The sequence below is a fragment of the Serinicoccus shuyuelongi genome, from assembly GCF_045032955.1.
Taxonomy (GTDB): domain Bacteria; phylum Actinomycetota; class Actinomycetes; order Actinomycetales; family Dermatophilaceae; genus Ornithinicoccus.
Window position 1 is genome coordinate 730689 of record NZ_JBJFZU010000002.1, and the last position, 18246, is coordinate 748934.

The 18246-nt window shown below is 73.4% G+C and carries 16 protein-coding genes; 5 read left to right on the forward strand and 11 right to left on the reverse strand.

Annotation, left to right across the window (positions count from 1 at the left end):
- Nucleotides 1-5: 5 nt before the first annotated feature.
- The 5 genes from ACI3EY_RS03715 to ACI3EY_RS03735 are packed head-to-tail and all read right to left on the reverse strand — an operon-like array spanning nt 6 to nt 4783.
- The gene (locus tag ACI3EY_RS03715; protein ID WP_405039461.1) at nt 6-845 is read right to left on the reverse strand and encodes a class II fructose-bisphosphate aldolase; all 840 of its coding nucleotides are present in this window, start codon (nt 843-845) and stop codon (nt 6-8) included.
- Entirely contained in the window at nt 836-1834 is a 999-nt protein-coding gene (locus tag ACI3EY_RS03720; protein ID WP_405039462.1) for a 1-phosphofructokinase family hexose kinase, read from the reverse strand. The genes ACI3EY_RS03715 and ACI3EY_RS03720 overlap by 10 nt, the downstream gene beginning before the upstream one ends.
- Nucleotides 1831-2718, reverse strand: a complete 888-nt coding sequence (locus tag ACI3EY_RS03725; protein ID WP_405039463.1) for an ROK family protein — start codon at nt 2716-2718, stop codon at nt 1831-1833. The genes ACI3EY_RS03720 and ACI3EY_RS03725 overlap by 4 nt, the downstream gene beginning before the upstream one ends.
- On the reverse strand, nt 2715-3596 hold the full coding sequence (locus tag ACI3EY_RS03730) for an SIS domain-containing protein (RefSeq protein WP_405039464.1): 882 nt from the start codon (nt 3594-3596) through the stop codon (nt 2715-2717). The genes ACI3EY_RS03725 and ACI3EY_RS03730 overlap by 4 nt, the downstream gene beginning before the upstream one ends.
- A complete protein-coding gene (locus ACI3EY_RS03735) occupies nt 3593-4783 on the reverse strand; it encodes a Gfo/Idh/MocA family protein (RefSeq protein ID WP_405039465.1) in 1191 nt (396 codons plus the stop codon). The genes ACI3EY_RS03730 and ACI3EY_RS03735 overlap by 4 nt, the downstream gene beginning before the upstream one ends.
- 128 nt (nt 4784-4911) lie before the next feature.
- On the opposite strand from ACI3EY_RS03735, the gene ACI3EY_RS03740 reads away from it, so the two are divergent.
- Nucleotides 4912-5697, forward strand: a complete 786-nt coding sequence (locus tag ACI3EY_RS03740) for a DeoR/GlpR family DNA-binding transcription regulator (RefSeq protein ID WP_405035792.1) — start codon at nt 4912-4914, stop codon at nt 5695-5697.
- A gap of 8 nt (nt 5698-5705) precedes the next feature.
- Here the strand turns inward: ACI3EY_RS03740 and ACI3EY_RS03745 are convergent, their stop codons facing one another.
- Genes ACI3EY_RS03745 through ACI3EY_RS03765 form a run of 5 tightly spaced genes read right to left on the reverse strand, consistent with a single transcriptional unit; the run spans nt 5706 to nt 11227 of the window.
- Nucleotides 5706-6722 carry an ABC transporter ATP-binding protein gene (locus ACI3EY_RS03745; protein ID WP_405039466.1) on the reverse strand — a complete coding sequence of 339 codons (1017 nt, stop codon included), beginning with the start codon at nt 6720-6722 and terminating at the stop codon, nt 5706-5708.
- Nucleotides 6712-7746: an ABC transporter ATP-binding protein gene (locus ACI3EY_RS03750; protein ID WP_405039467.1), complete on the reverse strand. Its 1035-nt coding sequence runs from the start codon at nt 7744-7746 to the stop codon at nt 6712-6714. The genes ACI3EY_RS03745 and ACI3EY_RS03750 overlap by 11 nt, the downstream gene beginning before the upstream one ends.
- A gap of 5 nt (nt 7747-7751) precedes the next feature.
- Complete coding sequence (locus ACI3EY_RS03755; protein WP_405039468.1) at nt 7752-8666, reverse strand: ABC transporter permease; 915 nt, start codon at nt 8664-8666, stop codon at nt 7752-7754.
- Nucleotides 8663-9571: an ABC transporter permease gene (locus tag ACI3EY_RS03760; protein ID WP_405035866.1), complete on the reverse strand. Its 909-nt coding sequence runs from the start codon at nt 9569-9571 to the stop codon at nt 8663-8665. The genes ACI3EY_RS03755 and ACI3EY_RS03760 overlap by 4 nt, the downstream gene beginning before the upstream one ends.
- A gap of 45 nt (nt 9572-9616) precedes the next feature.
- The gene (locus ACI3EY_RS03765) at nt 9617-11227 is read right to left on the reverse strand and encodes a peptide ABC transporter substrate-binding protein (RefSeq protein WP_405035796.1); all 1611 of its coding nucleotides are present in this window, start codon (nt 11225-11227) and stop codon (nt 9617-9619) included.
- A gap of 266 nt (nt 11228-11493) precedes the next feature.
- Between ACI3EY_RS03765 and ACI3EY_RS03770 the strand changes: the two genes are divergently transcribed.
- The 4 genes from ACI3EY_RS03770 to ACI3EY_RS03785 all read left to right on the forward strand — a co-directional run bounded on the left by ACI3EY_RS03770 (nt 11494) and on the right by ACI3EY_RS03785 (nt 17690).
- Complete coding sequence (locus ACI3EY_RS03770; RefSeq protein ID WP_405039469.1) at nt 11494-12501, forward strand: N-acetylglucosamine-6-phosphate deacetylase; 1008 nt, start codon at nt 11494-11496, stop codon at nt 12499-12501.
- A 26-nt stretch (nt 12502-12527) separates the two neighbouring features.
- Nucleotides 12528-13799 (forward strand): MFS transporter, encoded by a 1272-nt coding sequence (locus ACI3EY_RS03775; protein WP_405039470.1) that lies wholly within the window; start codon nt 12528-12530, stop codon nt 13797-13799.
- 76 nt (nt 13800-13875) lie between these two features.
- Nucleotides 13876-17454 carry a DUF4011 domain-containing protein gene (locus tag ACI3EY_RS03780; RefSeq protein WP_405035799.1) on the forward strand — a complete coding sequence of 1193 codons (3579 nt, stop codon included), beginning with the start codon at nt 13876-13878 and terminating at the stop codon, nt 17452-17454.
- 5 nt (nt 17455-17459) lie between these two features.
- A complete protein-coding gene (locus tag ACI3EY_RS03785) occupies nt 17460-17690 on the forward strand; it encodes a hypothetical protein (protein ID WP_405035800.1) in 231 nt (76 codons plus the stop codon).
- 59 nt (nt 17691-17749) lie between these two features.
- Here the strand turns inward: ACI3EY_RS03785 and mscL are convergent, their stop codons facing one another.
- Entirely contained in the window at nt 17750-18157 is a 408-nt protein-coding gene (gene mscL / locus ACI3EY_RS03790; RefSeq protein WP_405035801.1) for a large conductance mechanosensitive channel protein MscL, read from the reverse strand.
- Nucleotides 18158-18246 lie beyond the last annotated feature (89 nt).

Genomic DNA, 18246 nt, shown 5'->3' on the forward strand with positions numbered 1-18246 from the left:
CGGTCCTAGCCGGCGATGACGGACAGCAGGTGCGTCACCGCCTCAGACATCTCCTCCCGGGCGCGGGCCAGGTAGCGACGGGGGTCCACGTCGTCCGGGTGGTCGGCCAGGTGCCGACGGAGCCCTGCGGTGAAGCGGGTGTTGAGGTGCGTCGATACGTTGATCTTGGTCATCCCCGCCCGGACCGCGCCCCTGATCCCGGCGTCGTCCACCCCGGAGGAGCCGTGCAGCACCAGGGGGACGGGCACGGCCGCCCGGAGCCGCTGGATGAGGTCCTCGTCCAGGACGGCATCGCGCCGGGTCATGGCGTGCGAGGAGCCGACCGCGACCGCGAGCGCATCCACCCCGGTGCTGCGCACGAACTCCGCAGCCTGGGTGGGGTCGGTGCGAACCCCCGGCGCGTGGGCGCTGGAGCCCGCCTTGCCGCCCACCTCACCGAGCTCGGCCTCCACGGCCACCCCCTGGCTGCGGCACTCGCGGACGACCGCCCGGGTGGCTGCCACGTTGTCCTCGTCGGGCAGGCGTGAGCCGTCGAACATCACCGACTGCACCCCGAGCAGGAGGCCCTCGCGCACCAGCTCGGGGGACTCCACATGGTCCAGGTGCACCGCGACCGGCACCCCCGCGGACCGGGCCAGCGCCAGCGTGGCGACCACCACCGGATCCGCCGCACCGTGGTGGCGGATGCAGTTCTCGCTGATCTGCATCACCACCGGGGTCCCGGCCCGTTCGGCGCCCCGGACGATCGCCTCCGCGCTCTCCAGCGAGATGACGTTGAACGCGCCGACACCCACCCCCCTGTCGACCGCATCGTCCATGATGTCGTTCGTCCTGCTCAGTCCCACCACGTGCTCCCGTCGTCGTTGCCGCTACCGGCGTCCCCGGTCCACGTGCCCGTCACCGGCTCGCGCCGCACGCTCACCAGTTCGGCGACGCGTGCCGCGGTCACCGGGTCCACCTCGCCGGCGGTCGGCGCCGCCACCGCACCTGCTGACCACGACACGGCGCGCTCGAGCGTCGGAAGGAGCGCATGGCCGTGATGGAGCCCGTCCGCCAGGGCGGCGACGCAGGCATCCCCGGCCCCGGTCGGGTTCCCCTCGACCCGGAGGCCGGGGCGGGCCCGCCACAGGCCGTCGCGGGTGAGTGCCAGCAACCCCTCGGCGCCGAGCGAGGCGACGACGGTGGCGGCACCGGCCTCACGCAACCGGGCGGCCGCCGCGGACGTCTCACCCGCTCCTGCCGCTTCGGCGAGCTCGTCCGCGTTGGGTTTCACCAGCGTGGGCCCGGCCTCCAGGGCGGCCGTCAGGGCGGGGCCGCTCGTGTCCAGGACGGTCGGCCTGCCGGCGGCGCGCGCCAGGGACACCAGCTCCCGGTAGGTAGTGGGGGCCAACCCTCGGGGCAGGCTGCCGGTGAGCACCACAGCGCCGACGTCGGGGAGCAGCTGCGTCACCCGGTCCACCACGGAGCTCCACTCGGCCCCGGTGATCGTCGGCCCGGGCTCGTTGAGGACCGTGGCGCGGTGCGCCCGGTCCGTCTCCACGACGGTCACCGTCCGACGGGTGCTGTCGGCGCAGCGGACCAGGCGCTGAGGTATGCCGGCCACGTCCAGGTCCGTGGTGATCCGAGCACCCACGTCGCCCCCGACGACACCGGTCACCAGGACCGGGCGTCCTGCCCGGTGCAGCACCTGGGCGACGTTGATGCCTTTGCCTCCGGCACGTTCACTCAGGCGGGACGTCACCCGGTGGCTGTCCCCGGGGCGCAGGCTCGCCACCGGGTAGGTCACGTCCAGGGCCGGGTTCAGGGTGATGACGAGGATGGGCCTGCCGCTCACGTGCGCTCCTGAGCCAGCAGTGCGGCCCCGACCCGTGCAGCGTCGGCGCCCCATCGGGCCGCCCGCAGCACAGGGCGGCGATGGAAGCTGAGCCGTTGGTCCAGCCTCTCGGAGAGAGGCTCCAGCAGCTGGGCCCCGGCAGCGGCCACCCCACCCCCGACGACGACGACCTCCGGCGCGGCGATCCCCACCAGCCAGGCCAGACCGTGGGACAGGGCGTCCACCGCGTCGTCCCAGACGGCCCTGGCCGCGGCATCGCCGGCAGCCGCCCGCCGGGCCACGTCCTCGGCCCCCACGACGGGCTCGCCGGTCCGCTGCTGGAGGCGTCGGGCCATCCCGGCTCCCGAGGCCAGCACCTCCAGACAGCCGGTGGCGCCGCACGGGCAGAGCTGCCCGTGGCCCACGTCGCAGTGACCGAGCTCTCCGGCCAGACCCCCGGCCGCCCGGATCCGCCCGTCCAGCACCAGCGCGGCGGACAGCCCGGTGCCCAGGGCCACGAAGGCCGCGTCCTGCGGAGCCGACGGGGCGCTCGGACCGAGCTCGGCCAGCGCTGCCGCGCGCACGTCGTGGCCCAGCGCCACCGGTATACCGAGACGCTCGGTGAACAGGGCGCGCAGCGGGGCGTCCCGCCAGCCCAGGGTGGCGGACAGGACGCCGACCCCCCGGTGCTCATCGACCACCCCGGGGACCACCACCCCGACCGCCGTCGCGTCGTGCCGGGAGACCCGGGGCAGGACGAGCTCGGCCAGCGTCCCGGACAGCACGTCCGGGTCACGGGGGGTCGGACGCTCCGCGGTGTCGACGAGCCGACCACCCGCAAGCACTCCCACCTTCACCGTGGTGCCGCCGACGTCCACCCCGACGGTGGCCGGCAGCGGGCTCATGCGTTGTCGAGCACGACGGCCCGGGTGAGGTGACGGGGCCGGTCCGGGTCGAGCCCACGTCGCCCGGCGAGCGCGACGGCGAACCGTTGGGCGACGACGAGCCCGGCGAGCGGGTCCAGGTCGTGCCCGACCCAGGTCGCGCCGGTCGCGGCGACGTCCTGCTCGAGGTCGGTCGGACCCGCGCCCAGCGACCAGACGAGGCGACCCGGCTGCGCGATGGAGATCGGTCCGTGCCGGTAGTCCATCGCCGGGTAGGACTCGGCCCAGAACTGCGCCGCCTCCCGGGTCTTCAGCGCCGCCTCGTGCGCGAGCCCGATCGTCCACCCGGACCCGAGGAAGGTCACCTGCTCGGCGTCGAGGTAGGGCTGCAGCTCCAGCTCCAGAGCCCGGCCGCCGTCATCGACGACCCGCTCCAGGGACTCCCCGAGGTGGGCCCGCAGCAGGGCCAGGGTCGAGGTGGCGAAGCGCGTCTGCACCACCGAGCGCTCGTCGACGAAGGGCAGGTGGATGCCCTGGTCGGCGGCCGCGAGCGCCGGCCCGTCGGTCGCTGCGGTGATCACCGTGCTGGGCGTGCCCGTGGACTCGGCCAGCAGCCGCACCACCTCGGTGGTGGTCCCGGACCGGGTGATCGCCAGCACGCGGTCGTAGTCACGGCCCGTCGGCATCTCGGAGGCGGTGAAGGCGTCCGTGCGGCCCTGGCCGGCTGCCTCCCGCAGTGAGCTGTAGGCCATCGCCATGAACCATGACGTCCCACAGCCCACGACGGCGACCGCCTCACCGGGCTCGGGGAGGCCCGCGGCCCCGGCGCTGCCGACCTCGGCGGCCCGTGACCAGCACGCGGGCTGGCTCTCGATCTCCTCGTGGACGAAGGTGCTCATCGGGCCACCCCCTGGCCGAGGCCGGACCAGGCGACCGGCCGACCCAGCTCCACCGGGACCGGCGGCACGAGGACGGGCCGTCCACCGTCGCGCAGCGACTCGGTGGCCGCACACCCGGCCGCGACCGCCTGGCGCGCCGCGAGGGGGGACGTCAGGGTGGGGGCCCCGGTCGCCACGTGCCGGACGAACTCGGCCAGCAGCCGAGGGTCGGCGCCGCCGTGCCCTCCGCTCTCCTCCGGCACCGTCACGGTGAGGTCGGCGTCGTCCCGGTAGCCGCTGCGGCGCGCGTTCCACACCTTGATCTGCGCGCCGGCGGAGTCACCGAAGTTCTCCAGGCGTCCGTGCGTGCCGATGACCGTGTAGTTGCGCCAGTAGTCGGGGCTGAAATGGACCTGCTGGTAGGAGGCCAGCACCCCGTTGTCGAGCTCCATCGTCATCATCGAGATGTCCTCGACGTCGATCGTGTCGTTCAGCCCGGTGAGGGTGCTGGGCGGCCACTGGCTCGGGTCGAACCACTCCATCATGGTGGACTCACCCTGCCCTTCGCGGTCGGTGAGGTCGCCGTAGACGGCGAGCTTCCCGAGGGCGGTGGTGCGCGCGGTGTAGCCTCCGGCCAGCCAGTGGATGACGTCGATGTCGTGCGCGCCCTTCTGCAGCAGCAGCCCGGTGGTCCGTCGCCGGTCCGCGTGCCAGTCCTTGAAGTAGAAGTCACCGCCGTGGCCGACGAAGTGTCGGCACCAGACGGCCTTCACCTCGCCGATCTCGCCCTGGACCACGAGGTCACGCATCGCCGTGATCACCGGCATGTGCCTCATGTTGTGGCCCACGTAGACAGGCGTGCCGGACTCGTGCGCGGCCTGCAGGACGCGGTCGCACCCGGCGGTCGTGATGGCCAGCGGCTTGTCGACGAAGACGGGTATGCCCGCCCGCAGGAAGTCCACCGCGAGCGCCTCGTGGGTGTCGTCGGGGGTGGTCAGCACGACGGCGTCGAGGTCCGCCTCCAGCAGCTCGTGATGGTCGGCCACCGCGCGGGCGTCCGGAAAGGTGTCGAGGGCTCTGGTGCGCCGACCCTCGTGCGGGTCGCACACGGCCGTCACCCTGGCCGCCGGCGTGACGTCCTGGAGATGGCGGGCCAGCGAGCTGCGCAGCCCGAGCCCGACCAGGCCGATCCTGAGTGGTGTCGTCATGGGGTGTCCTCTTCCTCGGCGCGGTGTGGCCGAACGGCGTAGATGATTGTTTTTGTGTATTTTGGGGGAGTGATACGCAAGGAAATGTTCGTTTTGGCCGGTCTGTCGACGGGGACAGGGGGTGGACCGTGTCCCGGCACCACCGACTGAACGAGATCCTCGCGATGCTCTCCGGCGAGGGGCACCTCGAGGTGGAGCGGGCGGCCGAGGCCCTGGGGGTCTCCACCGCCACCGTGCGCCGCGACTTCGAGCACCTGGCCCAGCAGCAGCTGATCACCCGTACCCATGGCGGGGCGGTGTCGACGAGCAGCTCCTACGACCTGCCGCTGCAGTACAAGATCGCCCGCCAGGCCAAGGAGAAGCAGCGCATCGCGGCGGTGGCCGCGGCCCTGGTGGAGCCGGGTAGCACGGTGGCCCTCAACGGGGGCACCACGACCAACGAGGTGGCGCGGGCGATCGCCAGCCGCGCCGACCTGGCCCAGGGCGGGGGCGCGCCGGTGACGGTCGTCACCAACGCGCTCAACATCGCCACCGAGCTGGCCGTCCGCCCGCACGTCAAGATCGTCGTCATCGGCGGGACGGTCCGCCCCCAGTCCTACGAGGTGTTCGGTCCGCTGGCGATGCCGCTGATCGGGCAGCTGAACGTCGACATCGCCTTCCTCGGGGTGGATGCCGTCAGCGCCAGGCACGGCGCCAGCGCCCACCACGAGGGGGAAGCCAGTACCAACCGCGCCCTGGCGGCCCAGGCCTCGCGGGTCGTGGTCGTGGCGGACGCGACGAAGGTGGGCCAGCGCGCCTTCGCCCGCATCTGCCGCACCGAGGAGGTCGACACCCTGGTGACCGACAGCCCGCCCGAGGAGCAGCAGCGGCGCGGCTTCGAGGAGGCCGGCGTGGAGGTGCTCGTCGCCGGCTGACGCGCCCCTCACGTGCGCACCCGCAGCTCGCCGGTCGAGAGGGTGCTGACCGTGTCGGCGAAGTGGCACGCCGCGGTATGCCCGGGCGAGACCTCGGTCGGGGTGGGCGCCTCGAGGCAGGCGTCGGCGACCAGGGGGCACCGGGTGCGGAACCGGCAGCCGGACGGTGGGTCGATGGGGGAGGGAGGGTCACCGTCCACCAGCGGCGCGGACCGCTCCTCCCCGGCATACCGCAGCTCGGGTGCCGCCGCCAGCAGGGAACGGGTGTAGGGGTGCGCGGTGCGGGTGTAGACCGGCTCGCAGTCGCCGCGCTCGACCACCCTGCCCAGGTACATGGTGGCGACCCGGTCGGCGATGTGCCGGACCACCTGGAGGTCGTGCGCGACGAAGACATAGCTGAGCCCGAGCTCCGCCTGCAGGTCCTTCAGCAGGTTCACCACCTGGGCGCGGACCGAGACGTCGAGCGCCGAGACCGGTTCGTCGCAGACCAGCAGGCTCGGGTTGAGAGCGATACCGCGCGCGATGCCGATCCGCTGCTGCTGACCTCCGGAGAACTCGTGCGGGTGCCGTCCCGCGTGCTCGGGCCGGAGCCCGACCAGCTCGAGCAGCTCCTTCACCCGACGTTCATGCCCACCCCGGGGCACGAGGTCCCGGTGGATGACCAGCGGCTCGGCCACGATCTGGCCGACCGTCTGCCGGGGGTCGAGGGCGCTGAACGGGTCCTGGAAGACGAGCTGGATGTGCCGCGCCATCTCCCGACGCTCCGAGCGTGAGGCGGTGGCCAGGTCGTGGCCGCGGAAGATCACCTGACCCTCGGTGGGCCGTTCCAGGCCGGTCATCACCCTGGCCAACGTCGACTTCCCGCACCCGGACTCCCCGATGACGCCCAGCGTCTCACCGCGCCGCACGGACAGGTCAACCCCGTCCAGGGCCTGCACCACCCGGCGCGGACCGATCGGCAACGGTCGGGCCACGGGGTAGTGCTTCGTCACCCCCTGCAGCCGCAGGATCTCCTCACCGTCCACCGACCAGCACCTCCTCCGTGACGTGGCACGCGGCGCGCCGACCGGGCCCCACGGGCAGGGAGACCGGGACCTCGGTGAGGCACCGGTCCCGGACCTGGGCGCAGCGCGGGGCGAAGGAGCAGCCGCCGGGCAGCAACGCCAGGTCCGGGGGCGCCCCCGGGATAGCGGGCAGCCGTCCGTCGGGTCCGGCGCCGGCCACCGACCGGGACAGGCCCACCGTGTAGGGGTGCGCCGGCCGGGCCAGCACCTGCCCGGTGGGTCCCTGCTCGACCAGGCGCCCGGCATACATCACCGCGACCTCGTCGGTGACCTCGCTGACGACGCTGATGTCGTGCGTGATCAGGATGAGTCCCATCCGCCGCTCCTGCTGCTGCTCCCGCAGCAGGTCGAGGATCTGGGCCTGGACGGTGACGTCGAGGGCCGTGGTCGGCTCGTCGGCGATCAGCACCTCGGGGTCCAGCGCCAGCGCCATGGCGATGACGATGCGCTGACGCATGCCCCCGGAGAACTGGTGCGGGTAGTCACCGGCACGACGGGCCGCGTCCGGGATCCGCACCCGGTCCATCATCCGGACGGCCGCCTGCCGGGCGGCGGCCCGTGACATACCCCGGTGGACCCGGTACAGCTCGGCGATCTGGCGACCCACGGGGTGCACCGGGTTCAGGGCGGTGAGGGCGTCCTGGAAGACCATCGCCACGCGGCTGCCGATCGTCCGCCGACGGGTGCGCTCGTCCATGGAGAGCAGGTCGAGCTCGCCGCGCAGCAGGGCGCTGCCCCCGGTCACCCGGGCGGCGGGGACGGGCAGGATGCCCATCAACGCTTTGGCGGTGACCGACTTCCCCGACCCGGACTCGCCGAGGATGCCCAGCGCGGTGGCGGGTGCGAGCTCGAGGGAGACGCCGTTGACGGCCCGGACCGTGGAGGTGTCGGTGCCGCCGCGGCGGAACTCGACGGCGAGGTCCCGGACGCGCAGCAGGGGACCGGTGTCGAGGTCGGGGCGCTCGCTGATGGTGCTGACGGGCATCGGGTCTACCTCCGGGGGTCGAGCGTGTCGCGCAAGGTCTCGCCGAAGACGACGAAGCCGAGGACGGTGAGGGTCAGGAAGACGGCGGGGAACACCAGCAGGTGCGGGGCGAGCGAGATGTACTCCCGGGCCACCGCCAGCTGCAGGCCCCAGGAGACCGCGGGCGGGGTGAGCCCGACCCCGATGAACGTCAGGCCGGCCTCGGCCGAGATGGCGGCACCCACCCCGAGGGTCTGCAGCACGAGCAGCGGGGTCAGTGAGTTCGGCACCACGTGGCCGAAGATCACCCGACGGTCGCTGGCGCCCAGCACCTTCGCGGCCTGGACGTACTCCAGCCCGCGGACCTTCAGCACGCTGGAGCGCATGTACCGCACCCCGCCCGGCCAGCTGAAGGCTGCCAGCGCGAAGGACACCGTCCACACCGTGCGGGCCTCGAACAGCTGCAGCACGACGATCGCCGCCAGGATGAAGGGCAGCCCGAAGAAGATGTCCACGACCCGGGAGATGACCGCGTCCACCCAACCGCCGTAGTAGCCGGCGAGGGCACCCAGGAGGGCGGCGATGACGAACGTCGAGCCGGTGACCACCAGGCCCACCACGACCGAGGCGCGGGCGCCGTGGATGACGTTGGTGTAGTAGTCGCACCCCTGGGGGTCGACCCCGAACCAGTGCTCGCGGCTGGGCGGCTCGTTGCTGCGCAGGATGTCGCAGCCCTCCAGGGGGCCGTCGCCGAAACCGGTGAACAGGCTGGGCACGGCGGCCAGCAGGAGCACCAGCAGCACCAGTGCACCGGAGAGCAGCAGTCCCGGGGTGCCCAGCGAGGCCCATCGCAAACGGCGTCGTGGCGCACCCGGTGCACCGGCCGGGTCGGCGGTGGTGCCCAGTGCGACCGGGAGGGCTCTGACGTCGTCGGTGCTCACAGCCGCACCCTCGGGTCGATGAGCCCGTAGAGGAGGTCCACGAGCAGGTTGAAGAGGAGGTAGACGAGCACCAGCAGTGTCGCGATGCCGACCACCAGCGTCCCCTCCTTGTTCTGGATCGCGCTGACCATGAGGCCTCCGATGCCGGGAAGGTTGAAGATCGACTCGATGATCACCGCGCCGCCGAGCATCCCGGCCAGGCTCAGGCCGAGGTAGGTGACGACCGGGATCATGGCGTTGCGCAGGGCGTGCCCCCAGACGACCCGGCCGCGGGAGAGACCCTTGGCGCGGGCGGTGCTCAGGTACTCCGCCTGGAGGACGTCGACCAGGCTGGTCCGGGTGAGCCGGGCCAGCCCCGCGGAGGCCTCGAGCGCCATCACCGCCGCTGGCAGCAGGAAGGCCAGCGGCCACCCGGCGCTGATCCCGGCGGGGTCCACCCAGCCCAGCTTGAGCCCGAAGAGCCACTGTCCACCGAGTGCGATGACGAAGCCCGGGACACCCAGGAGCAGGACCGTGAAGGCGAGGGCGCCGTGGTCGAACGGGCCGTTGCGGCGCATACCCGCTACCACGCCGATGACGATCCCGATGATCAGCTTCATCACCCAGGCCGTGAGGGCCAGCGCGAAGGTCACCGGCAACCGGTCCAGGATCAGACCCAGCACCGGACGCCCGTAGAAGTCGATGCCGAGGTCGCCCCGGAGCAGCCCCCACAGGTAGGAGGCGTACTGCACCAGGAACGGGTCGTCCAGGCGGTATGCCTGTCGGATCTGCTCGACCGTCGCCGCGGGCAGCGGCCGTGACCCCGACAGCGAGGCGATCGGGTCACCCGGCACCAGGAAGGTGAGTGCGTAGATGATGAACGTGGACCCGATGAGCACCGGGATCATCTGCAGCACACGGTGCACCGTGTAGGCGAGCAACGGAGGCGCTCCTCTCGGTGGGGACGGGGGTCAGCCGCGGGCGTCGGCGCGGTAGAACTGGATGTCGCCCTGCACGTCGTTCAGCTCCGCAGCCTCGCTCTGCAGGCCGTGGTCCAGCGGGATGAACAGGGGGATGGCGGGCATGTCCTCGAGGATGTCCGCCTCCGCCTGGGCGTAGAGGTCCTGACGGACCGCCTCGTCCTGCTCGCCACGGGCCTCGGCGATCAGCTCGTCCACCTCGGGGTTGCTGTAGCCGGTGGCGAGGTTGCCGTCACCCCCGGTCTCGTACTGGCTCAGGTACTGGTCCGGGCTCTTGTAGGTCCATCCCCACAGGCCGAAGACGATGCCCTCGTGCTGCTGGGTGTTGGTCAGCTCGGACAGCTGGGTGCCCATCACCGGGTTGAGCCGGACCTCCACGCCCAGGTTCTCCCCGATCTGGCGGCCCAGGGCCTGCACCAGCTGCTGCTCCCGGTCGGCGTTGTAGGTGACCGTCAGGCCGTCCGGGAGGCCGCCGGCCTCCTCCAGGAGAGTGCGGGCCTGCTCCGGGTCGAAGGTGCAGGCGTCACAGGCTCCCTCGACGTAGGAGTCGATGGACGGGGGCACCAGGGAGTCGGAGGGTTCGGCGTTGCCCTGCATCAGCGAGGACGCGATGCTCTCCCGGTCGATGGACATCGCGATCGCCCTGCGGACCCGGGGGTCCTCCAGCTCGGGGACGTAGGTCGGCACCTGGAAGGTGAACTGCTTGCTCTGCTCGCTCACCTGGTAGAGCGCTCCCTCGTCGAGCTCGCTCTCGGCCCGGCTGACCATGGCGGCCGGGACGTTCCGGATCATGTCCAGGTTGCCGGCGGCCAGGTCGGTGTAGGCGGAGTCGACCGAGGTGTAGACCTTGGCGACGAGGGTGTCGGCCTCGCCGGAGAAGGCGGCGTCCCCCTGGAAGTCCGTCCACCTCTCCAGGACGACCTGCTGGTTCCGGTCCCAGGAGGTCACCTGGTACGGGCCATTGCTGACCGGGTCCTCCTCGTAGGCGTCGGGGTCCTCGAAGGCCTGCGGCGGGAGCGGGCAGAGGGCGTTGGTGCTCAGCGTCTTCGGGAAGTCCGCGTTGGGCTCGGACAGCTCCACCGTGATGGTGCGCTCGTCCGTCGCGGTCAGCCCGGACAGCTCTGTGGCCGCGGGCTCGCCCCCGTCGGTGGGGTTCAGGTCGGGGTAGCCGACGAAGGAGGTGAAGTAGCCGTTCGCCTGCCAGGCGTTCGGGCCGTAGGCGGCGTGGTTCCAGGCGTCGACGAACGATGCCGACGTCACCGGGGACCCGTCCTGGAACGTCCAGCCGTCCCGCAGCGTGATCGTCCAGGTCTGGGAGTCCTCGCTCTCCACCGACTCGGCGGCCAACGGCTCGAACTCCTGGGTCTCCTTGTTGATCTCCACCAGGTTGGCGCAGGTGGCCATGGCGATCTGCGAGCCGATGTCCTTGTGCGGGACCAGTGAGGTCGGCTCGCCGCCCTGGAAGCTGAGGGTGCCACCAGAGCCGGTGGCGCCGTCGGTGGCGGCCGTGCCGTCCTCGGCGCCGTCGAAGGAGCAGGAGCTGGTGACCAGTCCTACGGCGATCAGGGCGCCCAGGGCGCCGGTGCGGTTCAGGTGGGGCATGCATCCTCCAGGAGTGTCTGCCAGGGGCCGCGCCCCGCGGACGCGACTCCCGCGCCTTTGCGAGATTGCACATATGATGCTCATAACGATCAGAAATCGTCAAGAGGTGAAGCCAAATGATCACAAAACGAGCAACGCAGGGTGCAGATGCGGTGGTTCTGAGTGGGGAACTGGTGTCGCGGCCCCAGGGCGACACGACCCCGGGGTGGGTGGTCCTTCGTGACGGGGTGATCGTCCGGGTGGGGACGGGCGAGCCTCCCGGTCCGGTGGCTGCCCACGGCCGCTACCTGGCTCCCGGGCTCGTCGACATGCACTGCCACGGCGGCGGCGGGCACAGCTTCGCCACCAGCTGCGCCGACGAGGCTCGGGCTGCCGCCGCGACCCATCACGCGGCGGGCGTCACCACGGTGATGGCCAGCCTGGTCAGCGACCGGATCGAGGTGCTGGAGCAGCAGCTCGAGGTGCTCGCCGGGGTGGCCCGCACGGGTGAGGTGGCCGGCATGCACCTGGAGGGGCCGTGGCTGAGCCCTGCCTTCCGCGGCGCCCACCCCGAGGCGCTGCTGCAGGCACCGACACCGGGGGACGTCGACCGGCTCCTGCGCGCCGGGCGTGGGCACCTGCGGATGGTCACCCTGGCGCCCGAGCTGCCCGGCGCGCTGCAGGCCGTGCGCCGCCTGGTCGCGGCCGGGGTGGTCGTCGCCCTGGGCCACACCGGGGCCGACGCGGACACGGTGCGGACGGCGGTGGACGCTGGTGCCTCGGTGCTGACCCACGCCTGCAACGGCATGCGTCCCCTGCACCACCGTGACCCGGGTCCGGTGGTGGCCGCGCTCGGCGACCCCCGGGTGACGCTGGAGGTGATCGGCGACGGGGTGCACCTGCACCCGGAGGTCCTCGCGCTGATCTTCCGGTGCGCGCCGGGACGGGTGGCGCTGGTCAGCGACGCGATGCCGGCCGCCGGCTGTCCCGACGGGACCTACCGGCTGGGGGCGCAGGAGGTGGAGGTGCTCGGTGGTGTGGCGAGGCTGGCCGGGGGAGGCTCGATCGCCGGCTCCACCACCCCGCTCCCGGGCGCGCTGCAGGTGTCCCGTGCCGCCGGGGTCCCCGCCCTGGTCGCTCTCGGGGCGGCCACCACGGCCCCCTCGCGCGCGCTCGGGCTGTCGGTGGGGGCGCTGAGGCCCGGGGCGCCCGCGGACGTGCTGCTGCTCGACGCGGACCTGCAGGTGCAGCAGGTGTGGCGGGCCGGGGTGCCGATCGGCCCGGCGCACGACTGACCGCGCGCGCCTGCGATAGTGCCCTCGTGAACGTGCCCGTCAGCAGCGACACGACCCACGTCCAGTCCCGCACCGTGCTCACCCTCATGGGCAGCCAGACGCTGGGCGGCATCGGGGTCGCCAGCGGGATCGCCGTCGGAGCCATCGTCGCTGCGGACGTCAGCGGCCGGGACGCCCTGTCCGGGCTGGCCACGACCACGCAGGTGCTCGGCGGGGCCCTCTTCACCATCCCGATCGCCGCGCTGATGGGCCGGTGGGGGCGCCGCGTCGGGCTCGCGACGGCATACCTGGTGGGGGCGGTGGGAGCGCTGCTGGCGATCGTCGCGACCACGCTGGGGATCTTCTGGCTGCTGCTGCTCGGCACCACCCTCTTCGGCGCGTCGACCACGGCCAACAGCCAGGCGCGGTATGCCGCGACCGACCTCGCCGTGCCCGAGCGCCGCGGTCGTCAGCTCAGCTGGGTGGTGTGGGCCACCACCATCGGCTCGGTGCTCGGGCCGAACCTCGTCGGCCCCGGCCGGGCCGTGGCGCAGCTGCTCGGGCTGCCCTCGCTGGCCGGTGCCTGGGTCTTCTCGGCGGCCGGCTTCCTGCTGGCCGCGGTCGTGCTGCACGTGGCGTTGCGGCCGGACCCGCTGCTGCTGGCCCGGCAGGTCAGCGACGCCGCGACCGGCACCCCGGCCCCGGCCGCGACCCGGCGCGGCAACGTCGGCGCCGGCCTCCGGCTGATCGCCGCCACCCCGGCCGCGCTGTGGGGCACCACCGCGGTCACCCTGGGGCACGTCGTGATGGTCAGCGTGATGGTGATGACGCCGCTGCACATGCGGCACGGGCATGCCGAGATCGAGCTGATCGGCCTGGTCATCAGCCTGCACATCCTCGGCATGTACGGCCTCGCGCCGGTGACCGGCCAGCTGACCGACCGGTGGGGGCCGCGCCCTGTGGGGCTGCTCGGGGTCGGGCTGCTCGTGCTGGCCAGCCTGTTCGCCGGGCTCTCCGGCGACGGCCACTCCACCACCCTCACGGTCGGCCTGATCCTGCTCGGCCTCGGCTGGTCCTGCACGCTGGTGGCCGGGTCCGGGGTGGTCGCCGGGTCGGTGCCGGTGGCTCAGCGGGCCTCGGTCCAGGGAGCGGCGGACCTGGTGATGGGCCTGTCCGCAGCCGCCGGCGGGGCGCTCGCCGGGGTCGTCATGGACCTCTTCGGGTATGCCGTGCTCTGCGCCGGTGCCGCGGTCGTCGCGCTGGCGCTGGCGGCATACACCCTGGCGAGCAACCACGGGCGACGCCCGGTGGGGGCGTGAGCAACCACAGGCGACGCCCGGTGGGGTGGGGGCGCGCCGGTACGGCACCGGTGCCGACAGTCGTTAGCCTGAGCAGGTGACTTCCCTCCGCCCCCCGCAGAACCTCGACGACGTCCGCGTCGAGGCCGTGCAGCGTGCCCGCACCCGGTGGCGGCACGAGGTCGCCGAGCTGGGCGGCCCGAACACCCTGCTGTGGCACCGGACCTCGCTCACCGGCACCTTCGACCTCAACCTGGCCCACCCCGGTGGGGTCGCCAAGCTGCTGTCTGGACGGCCCACCCCGCTCTCGGACCTGGTCCGGGCCGAGACCGCCTTCGCCGACGCTGCGCGCCGGATCGGCGGCATCCGGGACAAGGTCACCGAGATGCGCACCGAGCACGGGCTGGAGACCAGCTACCTGGCGATCGGGCTCGCCACCTGGACCCTGCACCGGGTCCCGGTGCCCCCGCGCGCCCCCGTCCTGCTGCGGGCGTGCACGATCTCCCCGACCGACGCGGCGCACTCCGACTTCGTGCTGGAGCTGCACGAGGACGTCGTCTTCAACCCGGTCCTCGAGCACTACCTGCGCAGCGAAGCCAACCTGCAGCTCGACCCGACGATGCTGGCCGGCCTGTCCTCGCAGAGCCACGGCTTCGACCCGAGGCTCACCTACCAGGCGCTGGAGGACATCTGCGCGGAGATGTCCGGCTTCGCCATCGGCCCGCAGATGGTGATCAGCACCTTCCCCTGGGCCAAGCTGCCGCTGGTCACCTCCTACACCGGCGACCCGGTGGCGCTCGCCGCGCACGACGTGGTCGCCGCCCTCGCCGGGGCCGACGTCACGCTGCGTCCGAGCAGCCCGGACGCCGAGCGGGCCGACGACCCCGCGCGCGAGCTCAGCGCGCTGGACGCGGACCACTCGCAGCGTCTGGTCATCGACGAGGTCGCGCACGGCGCCGACCTGGTGCTGGACACCCCGGCCGGCACCGGCGCCACCCAGACCATCGCGAACGCCGTCGTCGGCGCCCTCTCCGAGGGCCGGACCGTCATGGTGTGCTCCGAGGAGCGGGGCGCCCTGGAGAGCCTGCAGCGCCGGCTGGCGCACATCGGCCTCGGTGACCTGTGCCTGCACCTGGGGGAGGACCCCGCCTCGATGCGGGAGACCCTGGCCTCGGTCCGGCACGCCCTGGACCACCTACCCGCGGAGGAGGAGCCCGAGCTCGGCCCGGACCCGCTCCCCACCCGGGCGGACGCCCTCGGGGTGCTGCGCCGCGAGCAGGAGGTCCTGCACCGCGAGCACGACCCCTGGGGCGTCAGCCTGGCCAGCACCGAGAACGACCTGTCCGCGCTGGCCGCGCTCGAGCAGCCCCCGGCCTCCCGGGTGCGCCTGCCGCTCGGGGTGCTGCGGACGATCACCGACGAGGAGCTCTCGGCGACCACCGACGCCCTGATCGAGGCGGCCGACTACGGCGCCTGGGCCGGTACGCGCACCGAGGACCCCTGGTACGGCGCACGGCTGACCAGCGCCGACGACGCCGCGCGGGCGACCGAGATCGTCGCCCGCCTCGTCTCCGGCGAGTTCAGCACCGCGCGGGACGTCGCCGCGGCCACCTGCACGCAGGCCGGGCTCCCGGTGCCGGCCACGCTCACCCAGTGGTCGCACCGGCTCGGTCTGGTCGCCCGGGCCAGCGAGACGCTGGACACCTTCACCCCCGCGATCTACGACGCGCCGCTGGAGGAGATGGTGGCCGCCACCGCCGACCGGGACAGCGTCGCCCAGCGCCCAGGCGCGGTCGCCCGGGCGCGGCTGCGCCGCCAGGCACGACAGCTGCTCCGCCCCGGTATGCCGCCGCCCGACCTGCCGCACCGCGTGCGGATGGCCCGCGACGAGCGGATCGAGTGGGAGGACGTCGCCGGTAAGGCCGCGCGTCCCAGCTCGCCCGAGGGCTGGGAGGAGGCGTTGGCCGCGCATACCCCGATCAGCGAGGACCTGGCCTGGCTGGAGCACGTCCTCGAGGGGACGCCCACCGGGCACGAGCTGTCCACCAGCCACCTCGACATCGTCCTGGAGCGGCTGGTCCGGCTGGACGCCCGCTCCGACCGGGCGGCCGTCGCCGCCCAGGCGCACCCGCTGCTGGACCCGCTGCGCCAGCGCGGTCTGGGGGAGCTCGTCGACGACCTGGCCCGCCGCGGGGTGCCCGCCGACCGGGTGGCCGCCGAGGTGCGCTTCGTCCAGCGCAGCTCGATCCTGGACCACCTGACCTCCGACGCCGTGCCGCAGCAGGTCGGGGGCGAGGCGGTCCGCGAGGCGGAGCGCTCGTTCCGGGCCGCAGACCGGGCGCACCTGCACCGCAACGCCCTGCGGGCACGGCGCGCGGTGCTGCGGCGGCTGCGGCGCACCCTGTCCAGCCACGCCTCCCAGCGGGGCGCCTGGCAACGGGCCGCGGAGACCAGCACGGTCGGTGCCGTCGACTCCCGCGACCTGATCAGCAGGGCGCCGGACGTGGTGCTGGCAGCCACCCCGGTGCTGCTGGCCAGCCCGTTGGTCGTGCCGGCGGTGCTCCCGCCGGACCTCAAGGTCGACCTGCTGGTCGTCGACCGGGCGGCGCACACGACCACCGCCCGGACCGCGCCCGCGCTGGCCAGGGGCCGCCAGGTCCTGGTGGTCGGCGACAGCGGTGGCCCCGACCCGAGACCCTTCTCGGTGGTCGCCGACCCCCGCACCGAGTCCGACCAGGGTGCCGCCCCGACGACCTCGCTGCTCGCCGACGCCTCGGCGGTCCTGCCGGTGCGTCACCTGGCCGTCCACTACCGGGCCCAGCACCAGGGTCTGGTCGCCCCGTTGGCCCCGCTGATGCCCCGACCGGTGCACTCCTTCCCGGGCACGTCCCGGGAGGCGGCCGTCCGCGAGCACGTCGTCACCGGGCACGTGAGCCTGCAGGTCGAGGAGGCCGTCCGGGTCGCCCTGCGGCACGCCCGCTCGGGTGAGGACAGCCTGATGATCGTCGCCGACGACGAGGCCGGTGCGGAGGACGTGGCGGTGGCCCTGCGGACCGCACTGTCCGGGATGCAGACGGCCCCCTCCGCCGTGCTCAGCGACTCGGCCGACCGGCTGGAGCCACTGCTGGTGCGTCCGGTGCGCCGGGTCGCCGGGGAGGTGCGCGACCGGGTGGTCTGGGTCGCCTCACCGGGCGCGGTCGGGGACGCCGCAGGCGCGGGGTCGGTGCTCGCCGCCGCGCGCCGCTCCGTCGACCTGGTCGTGCCGACCTCGGTCGGCGAGTGGCGCTCCCGTGGCGGCGATGCCGCCGAGCTGCTGACGCGCGCGCTGGTGGTGGGCGAAGAGGGGGATGCGGGGTGCTCCCCGGTGCTCTCCGAGCTCGTCCGTCGGCTCCGGGCCGAGGGCCTGGACGTCCGGGAAGGGGTCGGCCACGGCCCGCACGCGATCGACCTGGCGGTGCTGTCCCACGAGGACGGTGCCGTGCCCGTCGCGATCGACGGCGACGCCAGCGGGCCGGCTTCACCGGCCCGGGACGACGTGAGGCTGCGGCACGACCAGCTGACCCGCCTGGGGTGGTCCCCGCTGCGGGTCCGCACCACCGATATCTTCACCGACCCCGCCCGGGAGGTGGCCCGGGTGCTGCAGGCGCTGCGGGACCGGGCGGCACGTCGGGGGTGAGCCCGGTGGCGGCGCAGGACGACGAGGCCGCCGACCCGGGTCGGAGCGGATCTCCGGCCGCGGCCCGGCCCCGCCGCGGAGGCCACCGGCGGGTGGTCGCGCCCGCGACCCGTCCGGAGGCGGACCCCTCGGACGAGACGCCGGAGAGGCCCGACGCCGGGCCGGCGCGTGACGGGCGCAGACCCGACGCCCGCGAGGAGTGGATCCTCGAGCAGCGCCCCCCGCACTGGGACTGAGGCGGCGTCACCGAGCTCGACCACACCGACGATGCCGCGCGGATGCCGCCCTCAGCCGATCAGAGGGTGCCGTCCGTCTTGCGCTGGGCGAGCAGGTCGCGGATCTCCCGCAGGGCCAGCACCTCGTCCGAGATCTCCTCGGGCTCGGGTTCCTGGCCGCGGCGACGGAACTCCATCGCCTTGTTCATCGGCGCGACCAGCACGAAGTAGACGACGGCGGCGGTGATGAGGAAGACGATGATGGCGTTGATGATCGCCGCGAAGTCCATCCGGGTGCTCTCGTTCCCGCTGATGATCTCGATCGTCAGTCCGCTGACCTCGGCCCCGCCGACCGAGTTGAGCAGCGGGGTCACGACGTTGGAGACGATCGTGTCCACGACCGCGGCGAAGGCGGAGCCGACGACGACCGCGACGGCCAGCTCGATGACGTTGCCGCGCATGATGAAGTCCTTGAAGCCCTGAAGCATGGCCTCTCCTCTCGGGGGGTCGAGCATCGGGGCGCCGCGTGCTCGTCGTCTGGTGGTGGGTGTGAGTGGCCCGCCGCAACCTCGCCCCC